The sequence below is a fragment of the Cellulomonas endometrii genome (genome assembly GCF_949769265.1).
In the GTDB taxonomy this organism is placed as follows: Bacteria; Actinomycetota; Actinomycetes; order Actinomycetales; family Cellulomonadaceae; genus Cellulomonas; species Cellulomonas endometrii.
This window is the reverse complement of the sequence record NZ_CATKPC010000008.1, coordinates 14,055-39,451: the sequence shown is the minus strand read 5'-3', so window position 1 is coordinate 39,451 and position 25,397 is coordinate 14,055. Positions and strand designations below refer to the sequence as shown.

At 74.9% G+C, this 25,397-nt stretch carries 25 protein-coding genes and 1 riboswitch; of the genes, 19 read left to right on the top strand and 6 right to left on the bottom strand.

Annotated features, from left to right (window positions below; translation table 11 throughout):
• The first annotated feature begins 25 nt into the window (after positions 1-25).
• The 9 genes from ilvC to QNH85_RS10385 all read left to right on the top strand — a co-directional run bounded on the left by ilvC (position 26) and on the right by QNH85_RS10385 (position 10,135).
• The gene (ilvC, locus tag QNH85_RS10425; protein WP_213281059.1) at positions 26-1,054 is read left to right on the top strand and encodes a ketol-acid reductoisomerase; all 1,029 of its coding nucleotides are present in this window, start codon (positions 26-28) and stop codon (positions 1,052-1,054) included.
• Positions 1,055-1,159: 105 nt separating this feature from the next.
• Positions 1,160-1,720 (top strand): ASCH domain-containing protein, encoded by a 561-nt coding sequence (locus QNH85_RS10420; protein ID WP_282946308.1) that lies wholly within the window; start codon positions 1,160-1,162, stop codon positions 1,718-1,720.
• A 44-nt stretch (positions 1,721-1,764) separates the two neighbouring features.
• Positions 1,765-2,808 carry a 3-isopropylmalate dehydrogenase gene (locus tag QNH85_RS10415; RefSeq protein ID WP_213281061.1) on the top strand — a complete coding sequence of 348 codons (1,044 nt, stop codon included), beginning with the start codon at positions 1,765-1,767 and terminating at the stop codon, positions 2,806-2,808.
• 113 nt (positions 2,809-2,921) lie between these two features.
• Entirely contained in the window at positions 2,922-4,031 is a 1,110-nt protein-coding gene (locus tag QNH85_RS10410) for a branched-chain amino acid aminotransferase (protein WP_282946305.1), read from the top strand.
• 348 nt (positions 4,032-4,379) lie between these two features.
• Positions 4,380-6,035, top strand: coding sequence for a citramalate synthase (gene cimA / locus QNH85_RS10405; RefSeq protein ID WP_282946468.1), 1,656 nt, complete (start codon positions 4,380-4,382; stop codon positions 6,033-6,035).
• A gap of 95 nt (positions 6,036-6,130) precedes the next feature.
• Complete coding sequence (locus tag QNH85_RS10400; protein ID WP_282946303.1) at positions 6,131-6,838, top strand: DUF1361 domain-containing protein; 708 nt, start codon at positions 6,131-6,133, stop codon at positions 6,836-6,838.
• Positions 6,839-6,930: 92 nt separating this feature from the next.
• Positions 6,931-8,328 carry an ABC transporter substrate-binding protein gene (locus QNH85_RS10395; RefSeq protein ID WP_282946301.1) on the top strand — a complete coding sequence of 466 codons (1,398 nt, stop codon included), beginning with the start codon at positions 6,931-6,933 and terminating at the stop codon, positions 8,326-8,328.
• A complete protein-coding gene (locus QNH85_RS10390; RefSeq protein WP_282946299.1) occupies positions 8,325-9,272 on the top strand; it encodes a carbohydrate ABC transporter permease in 948 nt (315 codons plus the stop codon). Before QNH85_RS10395 ends, QNH85_RS10390 begins: the two co-directional genes overlap by 4 nt.
• Positions 9,269-10,135 (top strand): carbohydrate ABC transporter permease, encoded by an 867-nt coding sequence (locus tag QNH85_RS10385; protein ID WP_213281065.1) that lies wholly within the window; start codon positions 9,269-9,271, stop codon positions 10,133-10,135. The genes QNH85_RS10390 and QNH85_RS10385 overlap by 4 nt, the downstream gene beginning before the upstream one ends.
• A 48-nt stretch (positions 10,136-10,183) precedes the next feature.
• On the opposite strand, the gene QNH85_RS10380 is transcribed toward QNH85_RS10385, so the two are convergent.
• Positions 10,184-11,305, bottom strand: coding sequence for an ROK family transcriptional regulator (locus tag QNH85_RS10380; protein WP_282946296.1), 1,122 nt, complete (start codon positions 11,303-11,305; stop codon positions 10,184-10,186).
• Positions 11,306-11,471: 166 nt separating this feature from the next.
• Here QNH85_RS10380 and QNH85_RS10375 point away from each other — a divergent pair, with 166 nt between their 5' ends.
• The 8 genes from QNH85_RS10375 (at position 11,472) to QNH85_RS10340 (ending at position 20,276) form a co-directional block, all read left to right on the top strand.
• Positions 11,472-12,530, top strand: coding sequence for a zinc-dependent alcohol dehydrogenase (locus QNH85_RS10375; RefSeq protein ID WP_282946294.1), 1,059 nt, complete (start codon positions 11,472-11,474; stop codon positions 12,528-12,530).
• Positions 12,527-13,600 carry a Gfo/Idh/MocA family protein gene (locus QNH85_RS10370; protein ID WP_282946292.1) on the top strand — a complete coding sequence of 358 codons (1,074 nt, stop codon included), beginning with the start codon at positions 12,527-12,529 and terminating at the stop codon, positions 13,598-13,600. The genes QNH85_RS10375 and QNH85_RS10370 overlap by 4 nt, the downstream gene beginning before the upstream one ends.
• Positions 13,597-14,922 carry a glycoside hydrolase family 36 protein gene (locus QNH85_RS10365; protein ID WP_282946291.1) on the top strand — a complete coding sequence of 442 codons (1,326 nt, stop codon included), beginning with the start codon at positions 13,597-13,599 and terminating at the stop codon, positions 14,920-14,922. The genes QNH85_RS10370 and QNH85_RS10365 overlap by 4 nt, the downstream gene beginning before the upstream one ends.
• Positions 14,919-16,694, top strand: a complete 1,776-nt coding sequence (locus QNH85_RS10360) for an alpha-amylase family glycosyl hydrolase (protein ID WP_282946290.1) — start codon at positions 14,919-14,921, stop codon at positions 16,692-16,694. The genes QNH85_RS10365 and QNH85_RS10360 overlap by 4 nt, the downstream gene beginning before the upstream one ends.
• Positions 16,691-17,833 carry a glycerate kinase family protein gene (locus QNH85_RS10355; protein ID WP_282946289.1) on the top strand — a complete coding sequence of 381 codons (1,143 nt, stop codon included), beginning with the start codon at positions 16,691-16,693 and terminating at the stop codon, positions 17,831-17,833. The genes QNH85_RS10360 and QNH85_RS10355 overlap by 4 nt, the downstream gene beginning before the upstream one ends.
• Positions 17,834-17,867: 34 nt before the next feature.
• Positions 17,868-18,680, top strand: coding sequence for a sensor domain-containing protein (locus tag QNH85_RS10350; RefSeq protein ID WP_282946288.1), 813 nt, complete (start codon positions 17,868-17,870; stop codon positions 18,678-18,680).
• Positions 18,681-18,736: 56 nt separating this feature from the next.
• Positions 18,737-19,813 carry a lipoate-protein ligase LplAB gene (gene lplAB / locus QNH85_RS10345; protein WP_282946287.1) on the top strand — a complete coding sequence of 359 codons (1,077 nt, stop codon included), beginning with the start codon at positions 18,737-18,739 and terminating at the stop codon, positions 19,811-19,813.
• Between the two features lie 64 nt (positions 19,814-19,877).
• Positions 19,878-20,276: a YccF domain-containing protein gene (locus QNH85_RS10340; RefSeq protein ID WP_282946286.1), complete on the top strand. Its 399-nt coding sequence runs from the start codon at positions 19,878-19,880 to the stop codon at positions 20,274-20,276.
• Between the two features lie 23 nt (positions 20,277-20,299).
• Here the strand turns inward: QNH85_RS10340 and QNH85_RS10335 are convergent, their stop codons facing one another.
• The 4 genes from QNH85_RS10335 to QNH85_RS10320 all read right to left on the bottom strand — a co-directional run bounded on the left by QNH85_RS10335 (position 20,300) and on the right by QNH85_RS10320 (position 22,794).
• Positions 20,300-20,530, bottom strand: coding sequence for a hypothetical protein (locus tag QNH85_RS10335; protein ID WP_282946284.1), 231 nt, complete (start codon positions 20,528-20,530; stop codon positions 20,300-20,302).
• Between the two features lie 104 nt (positions 20,531-20,634).
• Positions 20,635-21,000: a YidH family protein gene (locus tag QNH85_RS10330; RefSeq protein ID WP_282946282.1), complete on the bottom strand. Its 366-nt coding sequence runs from the start codon at positions 20,998-21,000 to the stop codon at positions 20,635-20,637.
• Positions 20,997-21,770, bottom strand: a complete 774-nt coding sequence (locus QNH85_RS10325; protein WP_282946280.1) for a YggS family pyridoxal phosphate-dependent enzyme — start codon at positions 21,768-21,770, stop codon at positions 20,997-20,999. Before QNH85_RS10325 ends, QNH85_RS10330 begins: the two co-directional genes overlap by 4 nt.
• A gap of 10 nt (positions 21,771-21,780) precedes the next feature.
• Positions 21,781-22,794 carry a helix-turn-helix transcriptional regulator gene (locus QNH85_RS10320; protein ID WP_282946278.1) on the bottom strand — a complete coding sequence of 338 codons (1,014 nt, stop codon included), beginning with the start codon at positions 22,792-22,794 and terminating at the stop codon, positions 21,781-21,783.
• A gap of 96 nt (positions 22,795-22,890) precedes the next feature.
• Between QNH85_RS10320 and QNH85_RS10315 the strand changes: the two genes are divergently transcribed.
• Both QNH85_RS10315 and QNH85_RS10310 read left to right on the top strand, forming a co-directional pair.
• The gene (locus QNH85_RS10315) at positions 22,891-23,883 is read left to right on the top strand and encodes an ATP-binding cassette domain-containing protein (protein WP_282946277.1); all 993 of its coding nucleotides are present in this window, start codon (positions 22,891-22,893) and stop codon (positions 23,881-23,883) included.
• On the top strand, positions 23,880-24,698 hold the full coding sequence (locus QNH85_RS10310; RefSeq protein ID WP_282946276.1) for an ABC transporter permease: 819 nt from the start codon (positions 23,880-23,882) through the stop codon (positions 24,696-24,698). Before QNH85_RS10315 ends, QNH85_RS10310 begins: the two co-directional genes overlap by 4 nt.
• Before the next feature lie 23 nt (positions 24,699-24,721).
• Here QNH85_RS10310 and ybaK read toward each other — a convergent pair whose 3' ends face one another.
• Positions 24,722-25,219 (bottom strand): Cys-tRNA(Pro) deacylase, encoded by a 498-nt coding sequence (gene ybaK, locus QNH85_RS10305; protein ID WP_282946274.1) that lies wholly within the window; start codon positions 25,217-25,219, stop codon positions 24,722-24,724.
• Positions 25,220-25,266: 47 nt separating this feature from the next.
• A riboswitch (TPP riboswitch) is annotated at positions 25,267-25,375 on the top strand.
• Positions 25,376-25,397 lie beyond the last annotated feature (22 nt).

Below are 25,397 nucleotides of genomic sequence, written 5' to 3'. Positions count from 1 at the left end.
GTCGCACACATCAAGGAGATCCATCGTGGCTGAGCTGTTCTACGACGACGACGCCGACCTGTCGGTCATCCAGAGCAAGAAGGTCGCCGTCATCGGGTACGGCAGCCAGGGGCACGCGCACGCGCTCAACCTGCGCGACTCGGGCGTCGACGTGACCGTCGGCCTCCGCGAGGGCTCCGCGTCCCGCGACAAGGCGGCGAACGAGGGCCTCGCGGTCGCGTCGGTCGCCGACGCCGTGAAGGGCGCCGACGTCGTGGTCATCCTCGCGCCGGACCAGGTGCAGCGGCACATCTACCGCGACGAGATCGCCCCGAACCTGCGCGAGGGCGCGGCCCTGGTCTTCGGCCACGGCTTCAACATCCGGTTCGGCTACATCAAGCCGGAGGCCGGCCACGACATCGTGATGGTCGCGCCCAAGGGCCCGGGCCACCTGGTGCGCCGCGAGTACGTCGACGGCCGCGGCGTGCCCGTGATCGTCGCCGTCGAGCAGGACGCGTCGGGCTCCGCCTGGGACCTCGCGCTGTCCTACGCCAAGGGCATCGGCGGCCTGCGCGCCGCGGGCATCAAGACCACGTTCACCGAGGAGACCGAGACCGACCTGTTCGGCGAGCAGGCCGTCCTGTGCGGTGGCGTGTCGCAGCTGATCCAGTACGGGTTCGAGACCCTGACGGAGGCCGGCTACCAGCCCGAGGTCGCGTACTTCGAGGTGCTGCACGAGCTGAAGCTGATCGTCGACCTCATCTTCGAGGGCGGCATCACCAAGCAGCGCTGGTCCGTCTCCGACACCGCCGAGTACGGCGACTACGTCTCCGGCCCGCGGGTCATCACGCCCGACGTGAAGGAGAACATGAAGGCCGTTCTCGGCGACATCCAGAACGGCGCCTTCGCCGAGCGGTTCATCGCCGACCAGGACGCCGGCGCGCCGGAGTTCAAGCAGCTGCGTGAGCAGGGCCAGAACCACCCGATCGAGCCGGTCGGCCGCGAGCTGCGCAAGCTGTTCGCCTGGGTCAAGCCGTCCGACACGGACTACGTGGAGGGCTCGGCCGCGCGCTGACCCGCCTGCCCCGCGCAGGGAGAGCCCCGCCCGACACGCCCGGCGTGCCGCGGCGGGGCTCTCCCTTTCGTCGTCCCGGGGCCCCGGGTCGGCGAGGATGGGGGCATGACGGACGACGCAGCCCCCGTGGACCACCGGCCCGAGGAGATCCTCGCCTTCTGGGAGATCGCGCGGGTGCGCGCCGGCGTGGTCCGGCTCGTGTCGGTCACGGGGCCCGACGTCCACGGCACGCTCGTGCCGCCGACGTGGTCGTTCGGGGACAACCCGGCGCTCGCGGACTCGCTGCTGGCCGCCGTGCTCGACGGCGAGAAGACGGGCACGTCCACCGCGCTGGCCGAGTTCCGGCACGGGGACGAGTCCCTCCCGGTCCGCGGCGACCTGTCGATCATCGTGGACTCGGCGGGGCACCCCGCGGCCCTCATCCGCACCACGGCGGTCGAGACGGTGCGGTTCGACGAGGTCGACGAGGAGTTCGCGGCCTCCGAGGGCGAGGACGACCGGAGCCTCGCCTCGTGGCGGGTCGAGCACGAGAAGTACTGGCGCCGGGTGCTGGAGCCGCTGGGGGAGCAGTTCTCGCCGGAGATGCCGGTGGTGACCGAGCGGTTCGAGCTGCTGTACCCGCGGCCGTCCGACCGCGGGGCGACCGCGACCGCGTCCGCTCATTGAGACGACCGTCCCGCGAGGTGGGACGGATCACTAGGGTGGAGAGCATGGCGCAGCAGATCAACCTGGCGGTCGTCGCGGGCGACGGCATCGGCACCGAGGTCGTGGAGCAGGGGCTGCTCGCGCTCGACGCGGCCCTGTCCGGCACCGGCACCACCGTGTCGACCACCGACTTCGACCTGGGCGCCCGCCGCTGGCACGCGACCGGCGAGACCCTCACCGACGAGGACCTGGCCGCGATCCGCACGCACGACGCGATCCTGCTCGGCGCGATCGGCGACCCGACCGTCCCGTCCGGCGTCCTCGAGCGCGGCCTGCTGCTGCGGCTGCGGTTCGCCCTGGACCACTACGTGAACCTGCGGCCCGCGAAGCTCTACCCGGGTGTGGCGTCGCCGCTGGCGGCCCCGGGCGACGTCGACTTCGTCGTCGTCCGGGAGGGCACCGAGGGCCCGTACGTCGGCAACGGCGGCGCGATCCGCGTCGGCACGCCGCACGAGATCGCCAACGAGGTGTCCGTGAACACCGCGTTCGGCGTCGAGCGGGTCGTCCGGGACGCGTTCGCCCGGGCCGCCGCGCGCCCCCGCAAGAAGCTGACCCTCGTGCACAAGCACAACGTCCTCGTGCACGCCGGCCACCTGTGGCGGCGGACGGTCGAGGCCGTCAACGCCGAGTTCCCGGACGTGACCGTCGACTACCTGCACGTCGACGCCGCCACGATCTTCCTGGTGACGGACCCGTCCCGGTTCGACGTGATCGTCACCGACAACCTGTTCGGCGACATCCTCACCGACCTGGCCGGCGCGATCGTCGGCGGCATCGGCCTGGCCGCGTCCGCGAACATCAACCCGGACCGCACCACGCCGAGCATGTTCGAGCCCGTGCACGGCTCCGCCCCGGACATCGCCGGCCAGGGCAAGGCCGACCCGACCGCCACCGTGCTGTCGGTCGCGCTGCTGCTCGACCACCTGGGCCAGACCGAGGCCGCCGCCCGCGTCGAGGCCGCCGTCGCCGCGGACGTCCTCGAGCGCGCCGGCCGAGTACGGTCGACGGCCGAGGTGGGCAAGGACCTCGCCGCGCGCATCGCCGGCTGAGCGACCCCGCGCCCGCCCCTCGCCGCACCCGCGGTCGAGGGGCGCAGGCGTGCCCATCCGGCCGTCGCCCCAGGTACCGTCAGATCAGACTCCTGGTGAAAGGCCGCAGACTCATGAGCATCTCCGACACGACCGACCTCGGCTCCGCCTTCGAGGTCCACCGCACCGACAGCCCCACGCCCGACGCCGAGCGGGAGTCGCTGCTGGCCACGCCGAAGTTCGGCACCGTCTTCACCGACCACATGGCCCGCGTCACCTGGACGCAGGGCCTCGGCTGGCACGACCGCCGCGTCGAGAAGTACGGCCCGCTGCTGCTCGACCCCGCGACGGCGGTGCTGCACTACGCCCAGGAGATCTTCGAGGGCCTGAAGGCGTACCGGCACGAGGACGGCTCGGTGTGGACGTTCCGCCCGTGGGCCAACGCCGAGCGGCTGCAGCGCTCCGCGCGCCGCCTGGCGCTGCCCGAGCTGTCGACCGAGGACTTCCTCGGCTCCGTGACGGCCCTGGTCCGCACCGACCTCGCGTGGGTGCCGTCCGGCGAGGAGACGAGCCTGTACCTGCGGCCGTTCATGTACGCCTCGGAGGCCTTCCTCGGCGTGCGGCCCAGCCAGCAGGCGGAGTACCTGGTCATCGCGTCCCCGGTGGGCTCGTACTTCGCGGGCGGCGTGCAGCCGGTGTCGATCTGGGTCTCGGAGGACTACCACCGCGCCGGCGCCGGGGGGATGGGCGCCGCCAAGACCGGGGGCAACTACGCCGCGAGCCTGCTCCCGCAGCAGGAGGCCTACGCCCGCGGGTGCGAGCAGGTGTGCTTCCTGGACGCGAGCACGAACACGCTGCTCGAGGAGCTCGGCGGCATGAACGTCTTCGTCATCGGGGCCGACGGCTCGGTGTCGACGCCGCGGCTGTCCGGGACGATCCTCGAGGGGGTCACCCGCTCCTCGATCCTGCAGCTGCTGAGCGAGGACGGCCGGGAGATCCGCGAGCGGGACATCCCGCTGGCCGAGCTGCTGGCCGGCCTGCGCGACGGCAGCGTCGCCGAGGTGTTCGCGTGCGGGACGGCCGCCGTCGTGACGCCCATCGGCCGGCTCGCGGGCACGGACTTCGACGAGACGGTCGGCGACGGCAGCGCCGGGACGGTGACGGCCAGCATCCGCCAGCGCCTCACGGACATCCAGTACGGCCGCGCCGCCGACCCGAACGGCTGGATGTACCGCCTGGCGTGAGCGGGTCCCGCGTCCGCCGAGGTCGGCACTGCGCGGTCGAGGTCGGCAGCCCGAGCTGCCGACCTCGGCCGCCGGCTGCCGACCTCGGCGGGGGGTGGGGCCGGTGGTCCGGAGCGTGGACGGGGCTGACGGGGTGCGTGGCGTGTGTCACGATGTGCGCATGACCGACCGTCACCCGATCGTCATCGCCTAGCGCGTCCGCCCACCACCGCGGACGCGCCGACCTCCCGATCCCGGGGGGTCTTTTTGTTGCTGTGCCTCCCACGCCCCGGCACCCTCGACCCTCGCCACCTCGCCGAGAGAAGCACGACCGTGACCCCTGAGTCCCGCGACGACGCCCCCGCCACGCTGCCCCGCGGCGGCGCGGCCCACCCCGCCTCCGACGGTCCCGCCGCGTTCGACGTCTACGACACGACGCTGCGCGACGGCGCCCAGCAGGAGGGCATGAACCTGTCGGTCGCCGACAAGCTCGCGATCGCGCCACTGCTGGACGAGCTGGGCGTGGGGTACATCGAGGGCGGCTGGCCGGGCGCGATCCCGAAGGACACGGAGTTCTTCGCGCGGGCTGCCAAGGAGCTCGACCTGCGGCACGCGGTGCTCGCGGCGTTCGGCGCGACCCGCAAGCCGGGCGTGCGGGCGTGGGACGACCCGCAGCTGCGGGCGCTGCTCGACTCCGAGGCGCCGGTCGTCACGCTGGTCGCCAAGAGCGACTCCCGGCACGTCGAGCGGGCGCTGCGCACGACCGGGCCGGAGAACCTCGCGATGGTCGCGGACTCGGTGCGGCTGCTGGCCCAGGAGGGCCGGCGCGTGGTGGTCGACGCGGAGCACTTCTTCGACGGCTTCCGGCACGACCCCGCGTACGCGCGCGACGTCGTGCTCGCGGCGGTCGAGGCGGGGGCGGAGACCGTCGTGCTGTGCGACACCAACGGCGGGATGCTGCCCGCCGGCGTCGCGGAGGTGGTCCGGGACCTGCGCGCCGCGCTCGGGACCGCGGACGCCCTGACCCGGCTCGGCGTGCACGCCCACAACGACTCGGGCTGCGCCGTCGCGAACAGCCTGGCGGCGGTCGAGGCGGGGGTCGTGCACGTGCAGGGCACCGTCAACGGCTACGGCGAGCGCACCGGCAACGCGGACCTGCTGGCCGTCGTCGCGAACCTCGAGCTCAAGACCGGCCGGGGCGTGCTCGTGCCCCCCGCCGACGGCTCCGGCGGGCTCGCGGGGATGACCCGGATCGCGCACCAGATCAGCGAGATCACCAACATCGCGCCGTTCGCCCGCCAGCCGTACGTCGGCGTGAGCGCGTTCGCGCACAAGGCCGGCCTGCACGCCTCGGCGATCCGCGTCGACCCCGACCTCTACCAGCACATCGACCCGCAGGCGGTCGGCAACGGCATGCGGATGCTGGTCTCCGAGATGGCCGGTCGCGCGTCGGTGGAGCTCAAGGGGCGCGAGCTCGGGTTCGACCTCGCCGGGCAGGACGACGTGCTGACCCGGGTCACCAACCGGATCAAGGACGCCGAGGCGCAGGGCTACACGTACGACGCGGCCGACGCCTCGTTCGAGCTGCTGCTCGCCGAGGAGGTCGACGGCGCCCGCCCCGCGTACTTCCGCGTGGAGAGCTGGCGGACCATCGTCGAGCGCGCCGGCTCCCGCGGCACCCCCGCCACCGCGGAGGCCACCGTGAAGCTGCACGCCGGCGGCGAGCGCGTCGTCGCGACCGGGGAGGGAAACGGCCCGGTGAACGCCCTGGACCACGCGCTGCGCCTCGCGCTGCAGCGGGTGTACCCGGAGCTCGCCGAGTTCGAGCTGATCGACTTCAAGGTCCGCATCCTCGACGCGATGCACGGCACCGACGCCGTCACGCGCGTGCTCATCGAGACCACCGACGGCCAGACCGCCTGGAGCACCGTCGGGGTGGGGCCGAACCTCATCGAGGCGTCGTGGGAGGCGCTGACGGACTCGGCGATCTGGGGCCTGCGGAACCGGGGGGTCGTGCCGCGCTGAGGCGCTGACCCGCGGCGACGTCCCGCCGTCGGTATCGTCCGACCCGGGCGAGCCGCGGCGCACCAGGCGCCGGGGCGTGGCGACGGGGGACCCGCGTGCTGTTCAACGACACCGTGCTGGGCATCGTGGGGATGAACGTCCTCGCCGTCGTGCTGGTCCTGGCGCGGGCCCCGCTGTTCCGCACCCGCCTGTACCGGCCGATGCTGCTCAACGTCGCGCTGTCCGTCGCGCCCGTGGTCGTCCTGGGCGTGGGGGTCCTGCTGGTCGCGGTCGTGCTCGCCGCCGGTCTGCCGGTGCCGGTCGCCGCCGCGCTCGAGGTCGTGGTCGTGCTGGTCTGGCTGCTGCTCCTGCCCAACGCCGGCTACCTGGTCACGGAGCTCAACCTGTCGCACCGGCGGCCGGGGGAGCGGGTGCCCGAGTGGTACGACGTGCTCCTGGTGCTGTCCCTGGCGATGTCCGGCGTGCTCAACATGCTGTTCAACGTGCTCCTCGTGCAGCTCGCGTACGCCGCGCTCCGGTTCGGCGAGGTGCGCGCCCTGGAGGGGACCGAGGTGCGGGTGCTGGTGGTGGTCGTGCTGCTGCTCGCCGCCTTCGGCATCTACCTCGGCAGGAACATCCGCGTGAACACCTGGGACGTGCTGCACCCGTGGTCGCTCGCGGCGAAGGTGGTGCGGCACCTGCGCGAGCCCGGGCGGGCCGCCTCCGCGGCGGGGTTCACCCTGGTGGCCGGGGTGTTCTTCGGGCTGATGTACCTGGTGGTGATCGGGCCGCTGGTGCGCGGCGTCCTCCTGCTGGAGGCGTGAGGAGCGCTCCGTCGGACCCATAGTGCTATTGGCTAGACGCCTTCTGTCATGCCAGTATGCATAAGTACTGTCCGGCTCACTGGGGAGCGAACATGCTGACTCCACGAACGGCGCGCCGTCGCGCCGTCGGTCTGGCCGCCGTCGCCGGCGTCCTGGCCACGACCGCCTGCGCGGGCGGTGATCTCGGCGGCCCGGACGACCGGCTCGTCGTGTGGACCATGGAGGCGCAGGAGCCGCGGATCGCGGTCCAGCGCGAGATCGACGAGGCGTTCACGGCGGCCACCGGCATCGAGGTGGAGCTCGTGCCCGTGGAGGAGTCGCAGACCGTCCAGCTGATCCAGTCCGCGGCGCTGTCCGGCGAGCTGCCGGACGTCGTGTCGCTGCTCAGCCTCTCCTTCGTCCGGCAGCTCGCCGGCCAGGAGCTGGTCGACACCGCCGCCAACGCCGAGGTCGTCGAGGCCCTGGGGGAGGAGACGTTCGCCGAGGCGGCGCTCGCGCTGTCCCGCGACGGCGACGTGCAGGTCGGCGTCCCGTCCGACGCGTGGTCGCAGATCCTCGTCTACCGGGCCGACCTGTTCGAGGCGGCAGGCCTGGAGCCGCCCACCACCTTCGAGGCGCTGGAGACGGCGGCGCGGGAGCTGACCACCGACGGGCGGTTCGGCATCTCGCTCGCCACCGACGCCGCCGACGTGTTCACCTCGCAGACCTTCGAGTCCCTCGCGCTGGGCAACGGCTGCGAGCTCGTCGACGACGACGGCGAGGCCGCGCTGGAGTCGCCCGCCTGCCAGGCGACCTGGGAGCTCTACGAGGCGCTCGCCTCCGACTACTCCCCGGCGGGCACGCAGAGCGTCGACTCGACGCGCGCCACCTACTTCGCAGGCCAGTCGGCGATGGTCATGTGGTCCACGTTCCTGCTCGACGAGCTCGCCGGGCTGCGGAACGACGCCCTGCCGACGTGCCCGGAGTGCCTGGACGACCCGGGGTTCCTGGCCGCGAACAGCGGGGTGATCACGACGGTCGCCGGCCCGGACACCGACGACCCCGGCTCGTACGGCGAGGTGCAGAACTTCGCCGTGATGGACGACGCCGACACCGACCTCGCGCAGCAGTACATCGAGTTCGTCATGGACGAGGGGTACGAGGACTGGATGCGCCAGGCACCCGAGGGCAAGATCCCCGTCCGGACCGGCACCCCGGAGGACCCGGACCGGTTCAGCGCGGCGTGGGACACCCTCGAGATGGGCGTCGACGCCAAGGCACCCATGGCCGAGGTCTACGGACCCGAGGTGGTCGCGACCATCGCGGCGGCACCGACCACGCTCGACCGGTGGGCCATCACCTCCGGCCACGGCGCGCTGCTCGGTCCCGTCACCACCCAGCTCCCGATCCCCAAGGCGATCTCCGACCTGGCCGCCGGCGCGCTCGACGCCGAGGGCGCGGCGCGGCAGGCCGACCAGGCCGTCGCCGACATCGCGGCAGGCCTGTCGTGACCGCGCTGCAGGCACGGCCGACCGGCACGCCGGCGGCGGAACGGCCCCAGCAGCGGGCGGCGCGCCGCAGGGCGCACCTCGAGGGCATCGGCCTGGTGCTGCCGGCCTCGATCATCATCGGCGTCACCATCGTGGTCCCGATCATCTGGAACCTGGTGCTGTCGGTCCAGGACGTCTCACTCACCACGCTGCGCCGCGGCGAGCTGTTCGGCACGTTCACGCTGCAGAACTACGTCGACGTGCTGACGTCGACCGGGTTCTGGCGCTCGCTGTGGACCACCGTCGTCTACTCCGTGTGCACCACGGCGGGCTCCATCGCGCTCGGGCTGGCGGCGGCGCTCGCGCTGCGCAGCAGGTTCCGCGGCCGCGGCGTGGTCCGGGCGCTCCTGCTGCTGCCGTACGTCGCGCCGGTCGTGGCGATGACGTTCGTCTGGCAGATGATGCTCAACCCGCAGTTCGGCATCGTGAACATCTGGGGAACCGACCTGCTGGGCTGGGACCAGCCGATCGACTTCCTCGGCCGGGCGCCGTACGCGCTCGCGACGGTCATCGCGTTCGAGATCTGGCGGTACTTCCCGTTCGCCCTGATCTTCATCGCGGCGCGGATGACGGCCCTGCCGAAGGACATCGACGAGGCCGCCGTGCTCGACGGCGCCACGCCCACCCAGACGTTCCGCTACGTCACGCTCCCGCAGCTCATGCCGGTGCTGGCGCTGCTGTCCGTGCTGCGCCTGATCATGACGTTCAACAAGTTCGACGACGTGTACCTGCTCACCGGCGGTGCCGCGGGCACCGAGGTCGCGGCCGTCCGGGTCTACAACCAGCTCGTCGGGTCGTTCGACATCGGCGGCGGGGCGACCACGGCGATGGTCCTCGCGATCGTCCTGGGCGCGCTGCTCGCGGCCTACTTCGTCCTCGTCGGCCGGAAGGAGACCCAGCCGTGAACCGCCTCGCCGTCGAGCGTCGCGTGCTCGCCGTCGCACGCCCCGTCCTGATCACGCTCCTGCTGATCGCCGCGGTGTTCCCGTTCTACTACATGGTCCTGCTCAGCTTCGTGCCGATCGAGGAGCTGCTGCGGCAGCCCGACCGGCTGGTGATCCCGCCCGACCAGCTCACCTTCGACACCTACCGGCAGGTGCTGGCGCCGCAGTCCGAGGGGGGTCAGGGGTTCGCCGGGTTCATGGGCAACTCCGCCCTGGTGGCGGTCGTGACGGCGGCGGTGACGATGCTGCTGGTGATCCCCGGCTCGTACGCGGTGTCCCGGCTGCGCTTCGTCGGGCGCCGGCACCTGTCGTCGCTGTTCCTGGTGGTGTACATGTTCCCGGCGATCATCATCGCGATCCCGCTGTTCGTGGCGTTCTCCCGCATGGGGATCCGCGAGTCGCTGGTCGGCCTGATCATCGTCTACGTGGCGCTCAACATCCCGGTGTCGATCCACATGCTGCGCAACTACTTCGACACGATCCCCGTGTCGATCGACGAGGCGGCGCGCGTGGACGGCGCGAGCCGGCTGCAGACGATGCGGCTCATCACCGTGCCGCTGGCGATGCCGACCATCATGTCGACGCTGCTGTACGTGTTCATGATCGCCTGGAACGAGTTCCTGTTCGCGCTGCTGTTCCTCACCGCCAAGCGCGACCTCTGGACCGTCTCCCTCGGGCTGTCGCAGCTGTCGAACGGCGTGGAGGTGCCCAAGACGGTGCTGATGGCCGGCTCGGTGCTGCTCACGATCCCGATCGTGCTGCTGTACGCGCTCGCCGAGCGGAAGCTCACCGACGGTCTGGCGGCCGGCGCCGACAAGGGCTGACGCCCGGCGACGAGAAGGGCCGACGCCCCGGTGCCGACGACGACGCGGTCAGCCGCCCAGCCGGCGGTTGACCGCGTCCGCCGCGAACTCCCGGTCGACGAGCATCCGCGCGAGCCCGGCCACGCCGGCGTCCTCGCCGAGGCGGGCGAGCCGCATGTCGAGGTGGCGCGTGGCCCGGGGCAGGGAGAGCGGGTAGACCGTCTCCCGCACCCCGGTCAGCAGCGCGGCGGACGCCAGGTCGCCGCCGAGCACGACGGTGCTCGGGTTGAGCAGCGAGACGACGGTCGCGAGCACCCGGCCGATCGTCCGGCCCGCAGCGCGGGTGGCCTCGGTGGCGTCGGCGTCACCGCGCTCGAGCAGCGCGTGCACGTCGCGGCCGGACGCCGTCTCGTGCCCCAGCGCCTGCAGCTCACGGGCGACGGCCCTGCCGGAGGCGACGGCGGCGAGGCAGCCCCGCGCCCCGCACTGGCAGAGCGCGTCCTCGTGGCCGGCGATCTTCACGTGCCCGATGTCCCCGGCGCCGCCGTCCGCACCGGGGTAGACCGCCCCGGCGAGCACGATGCCGACGCCGATGCCCGTCGACACCTTGACGTAGCAGAGGGCCGGCACCGGGGCACCGGCGGCGTGCTCGCCGACCGCCTCCGCGTCGGCGTCGTTCGCGACGAGCACGGGTGCGCCGAGGGCGTCGCCGAGCACGTCCGCGACGGGGTACCCGTCCCACCCGGGCATGATCGGCGGCTGGGACGGCCTGCTCGTGGCCGGGTCCACCGGCCCGGGCACGCTGATCCCCACGCCGGCGAGCTGCGTCGTTTCGGCCTCCCCGAGCAGGTCCCGGACGAGGTCGCCGACCACGGCGAGCGTGCGCTCCGGCCCGTCCGCGACCGCCACGTCCGCCGCGCCGCGGGCGAGCACCGTGCCGGCCAGGTCGGTGACCGCCGCGCGCGTGTGCCGGGTCGCCACGGTGACCGCCACGAGGTGCGCGTGCGCGTCGTTGAACAGGAGGCGGCGCGGCCGGCGGCCACCGGTAGCCCGGTCGGTGCCGCTCTCGACGACCAGGCCGGTCTCGAGCAGGCGGTCCACCCGCTGGGCGACGGTCATCCGCGACAGGCCCGTGAGCTCGAGGACGTCGCCCCGGGTCACCGCCTGCCCGCTGCGGATGAGCGCGAGCACGTCTCCCACTCCTGGAGCCACCGGCCGTCCTTTCCTTCTGCCCAGCGAATGTGCTTAACTCCTGTACACCATAAGTCTAGCCATTAGCCCGATGTTGCCGACGCTGTCGGCACAGCGGACGTGGTGGTCAGACTGCACCATCCCCCGGCGGAAAAGGACCAGCGTCGTGCCTGAAGTCGTCCAGTTCACCTCTCCGGGCAGGGTGGAGCTCGTCTCCTGCCCCGCCGAGCCGCTGCGGGAGGACGCCGTCCGGGTGCGGACCTGGTACTCCGGCGTCTCCGCCGGCACCGAGCTGACCGCCTACCGCGGCTCCAACCCCTACCTGACGCGGTCGTGGGACGCGGACCGCCGGCTGTTCACGGACGGGGAGCCGACGTTCGGCTACCCCGTGGTCGGCTGGGGCTACTCCGAGGTCGGTCAGGTGGTGGAGGTCGGCGCGCTCGTCCAGGACCTCGCCGTGGGCGACGTCGTCCACGGCATCTGGGGCCACCGCTCCGAGGCGGTCCTGCCCGCGGCGGCGCTCGCGGGTCGCACGCTGCCCGCGGGGGTGGACCCGGTGGTCGGCGTCTTCGCGCGCGTCGGCTCCATCGCGCTGAACGGCCTGCTCGCCGCGGGCACCCGGCTCGGGGAGGACGTCGCGGTGTTCGGCCAGGGCGTCATCGGGCTGCTGGCCACCCGGCTGGCGGTGCTCTCGGGGGCGCGGGTGCTCGCGGTGGACGCCCAGCCCCGCCGGCTGGCCGCCGCCGGCGAGCTCGGTGCCCACGACCTCGTCCCCGCGGACGTCCCGGGCGGTGCGGGGGCCGCGGTCCGCGGGCTCACCGGCGGCGGCGCGGACGCGGCGATCGAGCTGAGCGGCAGCACCGCGGCGCTGCACGAGGCGATCCGGTCCGTCGTGGTCACCGGCACCGTCGCGGCGTCCGGCTTCTACCAGGGCGGCGCGGACGCCCTGCGCCTGGGCGAGGAGTTCCACCACAACCGCGTGCGGCTCGTCTCCAGCCAGATCTCGGGGGCCCCGGCGGAGCTCGCGACGCGGTGGGACCAGCCGCGCCTCGTGCGGGTCTTCATGGACCAGGCCGTCCGCGGGGCGGTGGACGTGGCGTCGCTCGTGACGCACGTCGTGGACGCGGCCGACGTGGCGTCCGTGTTCGCCCTGCTCGACAGCGGGGACCCGGCGGTGCTGCAGGCCGTCCTCCGGTTCGACGCCGCGGGGGAGGACCTCCGATGAGCGTGCCCGACCACCGGCCGCGGTTCCCCGAACGCCCCCTCGGCGTCGGGCTGCTGGGCTGCGGCCAGATCGCCCGCACCGCGCACCTGCCCGCCTACGCCGCGTACGGCGTCCCGGTGGTCGCCGCGTGCGACCGGCCGGGGAGAGCCGCCGACCTCGGCGCGGTGCTGCCCGCGGACGCGACGGCGTACGACGACGTTGAGCAGTTCCTCGCCGACCCGCGGGTGGAGGTCGTCGACATCGCGACCGGCCCGGTGGGACGGGTGGAGCTCGTCGAGCGGTGCCTCGCGGCCGGCAAGCACGTGCTCGCGCAGAAGCCCGTGGTCACCACGCTCGACGACCTGGCCGTGCTCGAGGACGTCGCCGCGCGGGCCGCCGGGAGCGGGCTGCGGGTCGCGGTGAACCAGAACGGCCGGTGGGCGCCCGCCTGGCGCGTGACCACCCAGTTGATCCGGTCGGGCGCGGTCGGCGACGTCGTCGGCGTCACCCACCTGCACGACAAGCCGCTGCCGCCGATCGCGGGGACGCCGTTCGACGACCTCGACCACATGCTGCTCGCCGACTACCTGGTGCACTGGTTCGACATCACGCGGTGCTGGCTCGAGGGTGCGCGCGTCGAGACCGTCATGGCCCAGGACTCCCGGGTCCCGGGCCAGCCGGCGGACGCCCGCAACCCGTGGCACGCCTCGGTGCACGTCGGCACCGCCGGCGGTGCGAGCGCGTCGATCCGCGTGGTCGGCGACGCCCGCACGGGGGACGGCGGGTGCCCGTTCTGGGTGCACGGCACCCGCGGGACCATCCGCGGCAGCATCCTGCTCGGCTCCGACCGGGTGGCGCTCGAGGCCGACGGGACGACGACCACCTACGCCCTGGACGGCCAGTGGTTCGTCGACGGCTTCGCCGGCGCGATGGGCGAGCTGCAGTGCGCGGTCGTCGAGGGGCGCGAGCCCGAGAACGGCGTCGCGCACGTCGCCGGGTCGGTGCGGCTCGGTGCCGCCGCCCTGGCGGCGGTGCGCGCGGGCACGCCCGTCACGGGGCTCGGCCTGGACCTGCCGGGGGTGCCGCGGTGAGGGCCGTCGGCACGGTCGCGTCCCCGCGCGCGCGGATCTACACCGAGGGCTGGCAGAGCTGGAGCCCGACCGGCTGGTGGACCCCGGACCGTCCCTGGCCCGCGCCGCCCGCGCACGACGTGGAGGCGGCGATGCGCCGCCGGCCCGGCCGGCCGGTGACCGACGGCGTCCTGCGCGGGGAGGGCCTGGTCGTGGTCGACCCCGGCGACGGCGGGCCGGTGCGCGTGTACGGCGCGACGGACCCGGAGGGTGAGGTGCCGTCCCTGGACGTGCACGTCGAGCCCGGGCGCGTCACGGTGCACGCCGACGGCCCGGTCGCGGTCGCCGAGGCGCCGGACGTCGCCGCCGCGTTCGCGGGCTTCGCGGACGCGTGGGCGACCGCGGCCGGGGTGCCGGCCGCGAGGCCGCCCGCCCCGCGGGTGTGGTGCTCCTGGTACCAGTACTTCGAGGACGTCACCGCGGCCGACGTGGCCGAGAACGTCCGCGCGCTGGACGAGCACGAGCTGCCGGTGGACGTGGTGCAGCTGGACGACGGCTGGCTCCGCAGCACCGGCGAGCGCCTGGCCCCGCGGCCCGAGTTCGGCCCGGTGGCCGACCTCGTCGCCGAGATCCGGGCCTCCGGGCGGGAGACCGGCGTCTGGCTCGCGCCGTTCGTGGTCGGCGCAAGCAGCACGGTCGCGCGCGAGCACCCGGAGTGGCTGGTCGGCGACGCCGGGTTCAACTGGGGCGACCGGCTCGTCGGGCTCGACCTGACGCACCCCGGCGTCCGGGGCCTCCTCACCGACGCGGCCGAGCGGGTCCGTGACCTCGGGGTCCGGTACGTCAAGGCCGACTTCCTCTACGCCGGCGCCGTCCCGGGCCCGCGCCACGACCCGGCCGCCTCCGGGACCGAGGCCTACCGGTCGGGGCTCCGGCTGCTGCGCGAGCTGCTCGGGCCGGACGTGTACCTCGTGGGGTGCGGCGCGCCGATCCTGCCGAGCGTCGGTCTGGTCGACGCCATGCGCGTCTCGCCCGACACGTTCCACGAGGGCGCCGAGGACGGCTCCGCCGGGCTGCGCGGCCGGGCACCGCTGGAGGCGCGCGCCTGGCAGCACGGGCGGCTGTGGGCCAACGACCCCGACTGCGCCGTGCTGCGGCCGCAGTTCGCGCTCCGGGAGGAGTGGGACCGGGTCGTCACGCGGTTCGGCGGGCTGCGCTCGTTCTCCGACCGCGTGGCCGGGCTCGACGAGTGGGGACTGGCCGCTGCGCGCCGGCTGCTGACCGACGACCCGCCCGCGGGTCCGTTCCCGGACGACGTGGTGCTCGCGGCGGTGCCGCGGTGACGGCCGTGTGGCCCCGGCGCGCACCCGGGGCGCCCGGCGTCGACCGGCCCGCCTCCGGCCGGCCTGCCTTCGACCGGCCTGCCTTCGACCGGCCTGCGCTCGACGAGGCGCTGCGCCCGCTGCTCGACCCGCTGTACGGGGACGACGCCCCGCGCGTCCGCGCGGACCTGCTCGACCTCGCCGAGCGGTGGTCGGAGCGCCTGCCGCACCGGGAGGCCCGGTTGCCGGACCAGTCCACGGCGTACCTCATCACCTACGCCGACGCCGTGCAGCGCGCGGGGGAGCCGCCGCTGCAGACGCTGCGCCACGTGCTCGACGAGCACGTCGGGTCCGCGATCACCGACGTGCACCTGCTGCCGGTCTACCCGTGGACGTCCGACGACGGGTTCGCGGTGGTCGACCACCGGCAGATCGACCCGGCCCTGGGGACGTGGCGGGACGTGGAGGCGCTCGCGGGCGACCGGCGCGTCATGCTGGACCTCGTGGCGAACCACATGTCCGCGAGCAGCCCGTCGTTCACCGGGTGGCTGGCGGGCGACCCCGAGCTCGCGGGCTACTTCATCGAGCGGGACCCCGCGTTCGACGACGCGCGGGTGGTGCGCCCGAGGACCAGCCCGCTGCACCACCGCTACCCGCGCGGCGACGGCCCCGGCGAGGTCGAGGCGTGGACGACGTTCGGCCCCGACCAGGTCGACGTCGACGTCCGTGAGCCCCGCGTGCTGCTCGACCTGACCGACGTGCTGCTCGGCTACGTCGCGCACGGCGCCCGCACGATCCGGCTCGACGCGATCGGCTTCCTCTGGAAGGAGTCCGGGACCACCTGCCTGCACCTGCCGCAGACGCACGCCGTCATCAAGGCGTGGCGGGCGGTCCTCGACCACGTCGCGCCCGGCACGCTGGTGCTGACCGAGACGAACGTGCCGCACGCGGAGAACGTGTCCTACTTCGGCGACGGCGGCGACGAGGCCCACCTCGTCTACCAGTTCGCCCTGCCCCCGCTGGTGCTGGACGCGTTCGTGCAGGGCCGGGCGGACGTGCTCGGCGCGTGGGCGGCCGGCGTCGGCGCCGTCAGCGGCACGGCGACGTGGTTCACCTTCCTGGCGAGCCACGACGGCATCGGCATGCGGCCCAGCGAGGGGCTGCTCGACGACGCCGCCCGCGACGCCCTCGCCCGGCGGGCCATCGCGCACGGCGGGCGGGTGTCGATGGCCACCGACCCGGCCGGCCGGGAGCGGATGTACGAGCTCAACGTGGGGTTCCTGGACGCGCTCGCGGACCCCGGCGCGGCCGACCACGACGCGCAGGTCGTCACCCGGGGGCTGGCGGCGCACAGCATCCTGCTCTCGCTGGCCGGGGTGCCCGCGGTCTACTACCACTCGCTGCTCGGCTCGCCGCAGGACGTCGCGGGCATGACGGCGTCCGGGATCGCGCGGCGGGTCAACCGCGCGCGGCTCGACGCGGACGAGCTCGACGCGGAGCTGCGGCGACCCGGCCGGCGGCGCGAGGTGTTCACCGGCCTGCGGCACATGCTCACCGTGCGGGCGGGCCAGCCGGGGTTCGACCCCTTCGCCCCGCAGGACGTGTCGGTCGTCGCCGGGCGCGCGCTGGTGGTCCGCCGCGCCGCGGGCACCCCCGAGGAGGTCGTGGCGGTGACGAACGTGTCGGGCGCACCCGTCACGCTGGACGGGTTCAGCGGGACGGACGTGCTCACGGGCACCGCGCACGTCGACCCGGTGCTGCCGCCCTACGGGTACGTGTGGCTGCGCCCGTGAAGGTCGTGATCGCGCTCGACTCGTTCAAGGGCAGCCTCGGCAGCGCGGAGGCGGGGGAGGCGGCCCGGGCCGGCGTGCTGCGGGCCGTGCCCGACGCCGACGTCCGCGTGCTGCCGGTCGCCGACGGCGGCGAGGGCACGATCGACGCGCTGCTGCGGGCGGTCCCCGGTCGCCGGGTCGTGGCACCGACGCTCGACGCGGTGGGGCGCCCGGTCCGGGCGGGGTACGCGCTGCTCGACGACGGGCCGACGGCGGTGGTCGAGTCGGCGGCGTGCGTCGGCCTGGCGCAGGCCGGCCCGGTCGACGCGGGGCTGCCGCCGCGGGCCGGGTCGGCGGGGGTCGGGCTGCTGCTGCGGCACGCGCTGGACGGCGGCGCCCGGCGGGTGGCGGTGACGCTCGGCGGGACGGCGTGCACGGACGGCGGGCTCGGGCTGCTCGTCGCGCTGGGCGCGCGGGTGCTGGACGACGCGGGCCGTCCGGTCGAGGCCGCGGGGGGCAACCCGCTCTGGCGGTTCGGGTCGCTCGACCCGGCCTCGCTGCCGGACCTCGGGGGCGTGGAGCTGCTCGTGCTCACCGACGTGGACAACCCGCTGCACGGACCGCGCGGTGCGGCGCACGTGTTCGGGCCGCAGAAGGGGGCGACGCCTGACCAGGTGCGGCACCTCGACGAGCGGCTCGGCGCATGGGGTGCCGCGCTGGAGGCCGCCGGGCGTCCGGTCGCCGAGCTGCCCGGCGCCGGCGCGGCCGGGGGGCTCGGGGCCGCGCTGCTCGCGATCGGCGCCCGGCGGGAACCGGGGTTCGACTACGTGGCGCGGACGGTCGGGCTGCCGGCCGCCCTGGACGGCGCCGACCTGGTGCTCACGGGGGAGGGCCGCCTCGATGCGCAGACCGCGCACGGCAAGGCGCCGGCGGGCGTCGCGGCGCTCGGGCGGGCGGCCGGCGCGGTCGTGGTCGCGCTCGCCGGCTCCGTCGAGGTGGGTTCGGGGGCGCCGTTCGACGCCGTGTTCGGCATCCACCCGGGCCCCCTGGCGCTCGAGGAGGCGATGGACCCCGCGGTCACCGCCGCCGCCCTGACCCGCACCGCCGCCGAGGTCACGGCCCTGGTGGCTGCCCTCGCGCGCCGCGCCGCCCGCCCCTAGCGTGGGGAGCGCCGCCCTGCCCGAGGAGGACCCGATGGCCGAGCCCACGCCGCCCGACGGCGCGCGCGACCGCTCCCGGTTCTGGCCGTGGCTTCTGGTGCTCGTCGTGGCGCTCGCGGCGGGTGTGCTGCTCGCGTGGCACCCGTGGACGGCTCCGGCCGCGAGCCAGCCGCGGGCCCCCGGCTCGGCCTCGCCGAGCACCACCACGCCCGCGCCCACGGGCAGCACCGCGCCCGCGCCCGGGCCCGCGGCGAGGGCCGGGTTCGACGCCGCCTCGGCGGCCGACCTGTTCCTCACCGACGCGGAGCTCGCGGAAGCCGTGCCGGACGCCGCCGGCCTGACCCTCGACGCCGCGGACGAGGCGCGGTGGGGGCTGCCGACCGGGTCCCGGGTCTCCCCGTCGGAGTGCACCCCGGCGGTGACGGTGGTCGAGCAGGAGCCCGAGGTGTTCCAGCGGCAGTTCGCCACCGACGACACGGTCACGGTCATCCAGTCCGTGATGGTGCTGGCCGACGCGACGGCCGCTGGTGACGCGTTCGACGTGCTGGTCGGCACGCTGGGCGCGTGCGACACCTACGAGCAGTCCACCCCGGGCGTCGACGGCGCGGCCTGGTCGGCGGAGCAGCCCACGACCGCGCGCGGCGCGGTGTCCACCGTGGTGCGCCGCATGACGCTCACCGCCGAGGGGGCGAGCAGCCCGGAGGTCGAGGTCACCGCGCTGGCCGCGAACGCCCTGGTGACGACGACCGTCTCGGGCGCGGACGCGGCGATGGTCCCGGCCGACCCCGGCGTGCTCGCGGCGGTCGCCCGCAGCAGCGCCCAGCGCGCCCTCGACGCCCTGGGCTGAGCCCGTCCCGGGGCCGTCCCGCCGGACGCCCCGGTCAGGGGCCTACGATCGGGACCGTGCGCGGTGAGTACAAGGTCCCCGGTGGCAAGCTCGTGGCAGCGGACGTGGAGGTGGTCGACGGCGCGCTCGCGGACGTGAGCGTCAGCGGCGACTTCTTCCTGGAGCCCGACGCGGCCCTGGCGGTGATCGACGAGGCGCTGCGCGGGCAGCCCGCCGAGGCGCGGGTGCCCGACCTGACCGCGGCGGTGGAGGCGGGGCTGCGCCGGGCGGAGTCCGACGGCCGGCTCGACGTCCCCGTGCAGATGGTCGGGTTCTCCGCCGAGGCCGTCGCGATCGCGGTGCGCCGCGCGCTCGGGCACGCGACGAGCTGGCAGGACCACACGTTCGAGCTGATCCACCCGGGGCCGCTGCCGCCGGCCGTGCTGGGCGCGCTCGACCAGGTGCTCACCGAGGAGCTCGCCGCGGGCCGGCGCGGTCCCACCCTGCGGTTCTGGGAGTGGGAGGAGCGGGCCGTGTTCATCGGCTCGTTCCAGTCGCTGCGCAACGAGGTCGACCCCGAGGGCGTGGCGAAGCACGACGTCACCGTGGTCCGGCGGATCTCCGGCGGCGGCGCGATGTTCATGGAGGCCGGGAACTGCATCACGTTCTCGCTCGTGGTGCCCGCGTCGCTGGTCGACGGCCTGTCGTTCGAGCAGTCGTACCGGTTCCTCGACGACTGGGTGATCGGCGCGCTCGCGGAGGTCGGGGTGACGGCGACGTTCTCCGGCCTGAACGACATCGCCTCCCCGGCGGGCAAGATCGCGGGCTCCGCCCAGAAGCGCCTGGCCGGCGGCGCCGTGCTGCACCACATGACGATGGCGTACGACATCGACGCGGACAAGATGGTCGAGGTGCTGCGGATCGGCCGCGAGAAGCTGTCGGACAAGGGCACCGCCAGCGCGAACAAGCGCGTCGACCCCGTGCGGTCCCAGACGGGCATGCCCCGCGAGGCCGTGATCGACGCGTTCATCGCGTACTTCCGGTCCCGGTACCGGACGGTCGACGGCGCGCTGCGGCCCGAGGAGCTCGCGCGGGCCCAGGAGCTCGTCGAGACGAAGTTCGGCAACCCGGAGTGGACCGCGCGCGTGCCGTGAACCGGGGTCGGCTCGGGGGAGTCCCCGATGCGCGCGGCCGGTGCGGGCTGACAGGCTGGGGACCGTGAAGGCACTCCTCAACATCATCTGGCTGCTGTTCGGCGGCATCTGGCTCGCGCTCGGGTACGTGCTCGCGGGCGTGGTCTGCTGCGTGCTGATCGTGACGATCCCGTTCGGCATCGCGTCGCTCCGGATCGCCGGCTACGCGCTGTGGCCGTTCGGCCGGACGGTCGTCGACCACCCGCGCGCGGGCGCGATGTCGGCGGTCGGCAACGTGATCTGGGTGCTGGTCGCGGGCATCTGGCTCGCGATCGGGCACGTGACGACCGCCGTGGCCCAGGCGATCACGATCGTCGGCATCCCGCTCGCGATCGCCAACCTCAAGATGATCCCGGTGTCGCTGGTGCCGCTCGGCAAGGAGATCGTGCCGACGGACCGGCCGTTCGCGGCGTACGGGCGCTGACCGGCGCCCTCCCCCGCCCCCGCTCAGGCCAGGACGAGCGCCGCCGCGGCGCCGCCGAGCACGAGGCTGCCGAGCGCCGCGGCAGCCAGCAGGCCCGCACCCGGTGCGCGCACCGGGGGGTCGCCGTGGCCGCCGGCCAGCACCAGGGCCCACGCGCGGGACCGCCGGCCCCCGGCCCACCCGAGCGCGCCGGCCACCAGGGCGCCGGCCACCGCGAGCGCCCACACCCAGGCACCGGTCACCGGCTCCAGCACGCGGCCCGCCGCGAGGGCGCCGACCGCGAGCGACAGCGCCGTCCGGTGCCAGGCGAGCGTCGTCCGCTCCGCCTGGACCCCGGGCGGGGTCGCGCTGTCGCCGCTCAGGGCAGCACCATCCCGAGCAGCACGAGCAGGCCCGCGAGCAGGAGGCCGGCCGCGAGCGGCCCGGCGAGCACCGGCGCGGGCAGCGGCCGCCGCTCGCGGATCGCGCGCTCCGAGCGGGCCCAGCCGGCCCACGCCTGCACGGGTGCGAGCACCCCGAGCACGACGAGGACCACCGCGGCGGCGAGGCGCAGGCCGGGGTGCAGCGGCAGCTCCAGCGCCTCGAGCGCCACCCCGCCGGCCAGCAGCGCCAGCGAGGTGCGCAGCCACGCGAGGAACGTCCGCTCGTTGGCCAGCGAGAACCGGGCGTCCGGCTCGTCGCCGCGGCCGTAGACCGAGCGGGGGAACCGGCGGTCGTCGGTCACGCCGGCGCCCCGGGGGTCGCGGCCGCCGCGGGCCGGGCCCCGAACACCGCCGTCCCGACGCGGACGATCGTGGCCCCCTCGGCGACGGCCGCCTCCAGGTCCCTGCTCATCCCCATCGACAGCTCCAGGGCGTCGGCGGTCCCCGGCTCGCCGGAGTGCGCGACCTTGTCCCGCAGGTCGCGCAGCGCGGCGTAGCCGGCGCGGACCTCGCGGTCGTCGGTGGTGTTCGCGCCGACCGTCATGAAGCCGCGCAGCCGCAGCCGGTCCAGCCCGGCGACCGCGCGGACCACGTCCAGCGCGTCCGTCGGCGCCACCCCGTGCTTGGTCGGTTCCGCCGAGACGTTGACCTGCACGAGCACGTCCAGGCTCCGGTCCGTGTCGGCGCAGCGGCGGGCCAGGCGCTCGGCCAGCGCGGCGGAGTCGACGCTCTGCACGCAGGTCGCCCAGCGCAGCGCAGCGTTCACCTTGTTGGACTGCAGCGGCCCGATCACGTGCAGCTCCGGCGCGAGGTCGGCCAGGTCGGGGGCCTTGGCGACGAGCTCCTGCACCCGGTTCTCGCCGATCAGCGCGCGCCGCGCCGGGCCCGCGGTGGTCGCGGTCGCCGCCAGGTCCGCCAGCACGGCCGACCGGACCGTCGGGGCGTCGAGGGTCTTGGTCGCCAGCAGCAGCCGCACCGACCCGGGCTGCCGGCCGGCGGCCGCCTCGGCGGCGGCGATCCGGGCGCGGACGCGCGCGAGCCGCTCCGCCACGCCCGTCGCCCCCGAGGTCATGTGCCCGACCCTAACCGGTGGCGGCGCCCGCGCCGGAGGCCGCCGCGTACCGCCCGGCCAGCTCCCGCGCCGCCGCCCGGAGCTCCGGCGGGCCGACCACGGTCAGCGGCACGTCGAACATCCCCAGGGAGGCGGCCAGCCCGCCCCAGGACCACGAGCCGGAGACGATCCGGCAGCGGTGCGCGTCGATGGGCTCGACGACGTCCGTGGGGCCGGCCCACCGGGCGACCACCGAGGCCGGGGCCTCGAGCACGGCCTCGCCCCGGCAGGGGAGCGCGACCCCGGAGAACTGCCGCTGCAGGTACGCGGCGACGTCCGGGGCGGGCAGCCTCCGGCGCTCGAACCTGGGCCCGGTCGGCGTGCGCGGCCGCACCCGGTCCACGCGGAACGTGCGCCAGTCGGCGCGGTCGAGGTCCCACGCCACGAGGTACCAGCGCCGCCCGCGCGTCGCGAGGTGGTGGGGCTCCGCGCGGCGCGGCGCGGGGTCGGCGGGGCGGCCGGTGCCGTCGTCCGGTGCCCGGTAGTCGAACCGCAGCACCTCGCGGGCCCGGATGGCCGCCCCGATGGCCATGAGCGTCTCGGTGTCGACGCGCTCCTCGGCCGGCCCCTCCGGGCGGCGCACCGCGGTGAGCTCCAGCCCCTCGACGCGCGCGCGCAGGCGCGCGGGCAGCACCTGGCGGAGCGTCGCCAGGGCGCGGGCAGCGGCGTCGTCCAGCCCGTCGACCCCGGTGCTGGCCACCTGCAGCGCGACCGTGAGGGCCACCACCTGCTCGTCGTCCAGCATGAGCGGCGGCATCGCGGTGCCGGCGGCCAGCCGGTACCCGCCCTCCGGCCCCTTGGTGGCGTGCACGGGGTAGCCGAGGACGCGCAGCCGGTCGACGTCACGCCGGACGGTCCGCGGGCTGACCCCGAGGCGGTCCGCCAGGACGTCCCCGGGCCAGTCCCGGCGGGTCTGGAGCAGCGAGAGCAGAGTCAGCAGGCGCGACGACGGTGTCGCGGGCTCGGTGCCGAGGTGGGTCGACATGTCCCGAAGTCTGCACCCGGTAGCGGACAGGATCTGACCGCTACCCGGAGCAGGGTGGGGATCTCCACCGACACAGACCTGACTGAGGGAGGCGCTGTGATCCACACCAGCGGACTGACCAAGGACTTCGCGGGCGGCAAGGGCGAGACGGTGCACGCGGTGCGGGGCATCGACCTGGACATCGCGCCCGGCGAGCTCGTGGCCGTCCTCGGCCCGAACGTGGCCGGCAAGACCACCACCATCCGGATGCTCACCACGCTGATCGCCCCCACGGCCGGGACCGCGCGCGTCGCCGGCGCGGACATCCGGGAGCAGCCCGCGGCCGTGCGGCGGCGCATCGGGTACGTCGGGCAGGGCAACGGCGCCGGCCACGCCCAGCGGGCGCTCGACGAGCTCGTGGTCCAGGGCGTCGTCTACGGGCTCGACCGGCGCGACGCCCGGCGCCGGGCCGCCGAGCTCATGGCCCAGCTGGACCTCGAGCCGCTCGCGCGCCGGAAGGTCTCGGACCTGTCCGGCGGCCAGCGCCGGCGCCTCGACGTCGCGCTGGGCCTCGTGCACGCGCCGCGGCTGCTGTTCCTCGACGAGCCGTCGACGGGCCTCGACCCGCACAACCGCGCCAACCTGTGGGAGCACATCCTGCGGCTGCGCGCGGCGCACGACATGACCGTCGTCCTGACGACGCACTACCTCGACGAGGCCGACTCGATGGCCGAGCGGGTGGTCGTCGTCGACGACGGGCAGGTGATCGCCGACGACACCGCCGCCGCGCTCAAGCACACCCTCGCCGGCGACCGGCTCGCGCTCGCCGTCGCCGACCCGGTCGACGCCCCCGCGCTCGCCGCGGTGCTGGCCCGGGCCGACGGCGCCCGCGACGTCCGCGTCGACGGCCTCGCGGTCCAGGCGCGCGTCGCCGACGCCCCGACCGCCCTGCCCGCCGTCCTGACCGAGGCCGCCGCGCGCGGCATCCGCGTCGCCCGCGCCGAGGGGCACCAGCCCACGCTCGATGACGTGTTCCTGTCCCTGACCGGCCGCAGCCTGCGCGAAGAGGGCGCTGCGCGGCCGGGCGAGCCCGTGGAGGTGGCGGCATGACCGCGACGACGCCGACACCCGTGACCGAGACCCTGCCCGCGCGCGAGGCGTCGCGGTCCTGGTGGGGAGACGCGTGGCTCGTGATGACGCGCGAGCTGATGCCGACGCTCCGGGACCCGTTCTCGGTGGTGTTCGGGCTGATCCAGCCGGTCGTGTTCCTGGCGCTGTTCGGGCCGCTGCTCGCCGGTTCGGTCGGCGCGGGGCTGCCCGGGGGTGACGTGTGGGCGTGGTTCGTGCCCGGCATCCTCGTGATGACCACGCTGTTCGGCACCTCGACCACCGGGGCGAACCTGCTGTTCGAGATGCAGACCGGCGCGCACGAGCGGCTGCTCGTCACGCCGCTGGCCCGGTCCGCGCAGCTCGTCGGGCGCTCCTGGAAGGAGATGGTCCCGATCGTCGCGCAGTCCGTGGTGGTGCTGGCCGTGATGCTGCCGTTCGGGTTCACGTTCGACCCGGTGGGCGCGCTGACCGGGCTGCTGGTGCTCGCGGTGTTCGGCGTCGGCATCGGCTCGCTGTCCTACGCGCTCGCCATCGCGGTCCGGAAGCAGGACTGGATGTTCTGGGTCGTGCAGCAGACGCTGCTGTTCCCGCTGCTCATCCTGTCCGGGATGCTGCTGCCGCTGGAGACCGGCCCGCGGTGGATGCAGGTCGCGGCGGACCTCAACCCGCTGCGGTACGTGGTGGACGCGGAGCGCGCGCTGTTCGCCGGGGACGTGGTGTCGAGCACGGTGCTGTGGGGCGCGGTCGCGGCGGTGCTGACCGCGGCCCTCGGGCTGCTGGTCGGGGTGCGGACGCTCGCGCGCAGCTCGCGATGACGTGTGGCGGCAGTCGCCCGGGCTCAGTCCCGGGCGACGGCCGCCACGGTCGCGGAGGTGAGCCGGACCAGGTCGTCGGGCGCGAGCTCGACGTCCAGCCCGCGCCGGCCGCCGGAGACCAGCACCGTGTCGAACAGCAAGACCGTCTCGTCCACGACGGTCGGGTGCGGCGTCCTCTGCCCGAGCGGGGAGATCCCGCCGACCACGTACCCGGTGGCGCGCTCGGCCGCGGCGGGGTCGGCCATCACGGCCTTCTTGCCGCCCGCCGCCTGCGCGAGCGCCTTGAGGTCCAGCTTCCCGGTGACCGGGACGACCGCCACGGTGAGCTCGCCGTCGACCGACGCCATCAGCGTCTTGAAGACCCGTTCGGGCTCGACGCCCAGCACCTCGGCCGCCTCCAGGCCGTAGCCGACGGTGCTGCGCGGGTCGTGCTCGTACGGGTGGGCGGTGTGCGGGACGCCGGCCGCGGCGAGGGCCGCGAGGGCGGGCGTCCCCGAGGGCGACTGCTTCGACCGGCTCACGGCCCCACCCTAGGACGGTGTGGCACCCCGGGACCTGCTGCTAGCGTTCCGAGCAGCACGGGAGTCCGGTGAGCCGGGCTGAGAGGGAGTACTCGAACTCCGACCGTAGAACCTGATCTGGGTCATGCCAGCGCAGGGAGCGACATCGCAGGACGCCGGACTCCCGTCCGTGCGCCCT

Coding starts and splice junctions, on each gene's coding strand:
- QNH85_RS10420 (WP_282946308.1), top strand. CDS start 1,160: ATGACGGACGACGCAGCCCCCGTGGACCACCGGCCCGAGGAGATCCTC.
- QNH85_RS10415 (WP_213281061.1), top strand. CDS start 1,765: ATGGCGCAGCAGATCAACCTGGCGGTCGTCGCGGGCGACGGCATCGGC.
- QNH85_RS10410 (WP_282946305.1), top strand. CDS start 2,922: ATGAGCATCTCCGACACGACCGACCTCGGCTCCGCCTTCGAGGTCCAC.
- QNH85_RS10395 (WP_282946301.1), top strand. CDS start 6,931: ATGCTGACTCCACGAACGGCGCGCCGTCGCGCCGTCGGTCTGGCCGCC.
- QNH85_RS10370 (WP_282946292.1), top strand. CDS start 12,527: ATGAGCGTGCCCGACCACCGGCCGCGGTTCCCCGAACGCCCCCTCGGC.
- QNH85_RS10350 (WP_282946288.1), top strand. CDS start 17,868: ATGGCCGAGCCCACGCCGCCCGACGGCGCGCGCGACCGCTCCCGGTTC.
- QNH85_RS10325 (WP_282946280.1), bottom strand. CDS start 21,770: ATGACCTCGGGGGCGACGGGCGTGGCGGAGCGGCTCGCGCGCGTCCGC.
- QNH85_RS10320 (WP_282946278.1), bottom strand. CDS start 22,794: ATGTCGACCCACCTCGGCACCGAGCCCGCGACACCGTCGTCGCGCCTG.
- QNH85_RS10310 (WP_282946276.1), top strand. CDS start 23,880: ATGACCGCGACGACGCCGACACCCGTGACCGAGACCCTGCCCGCGCGC.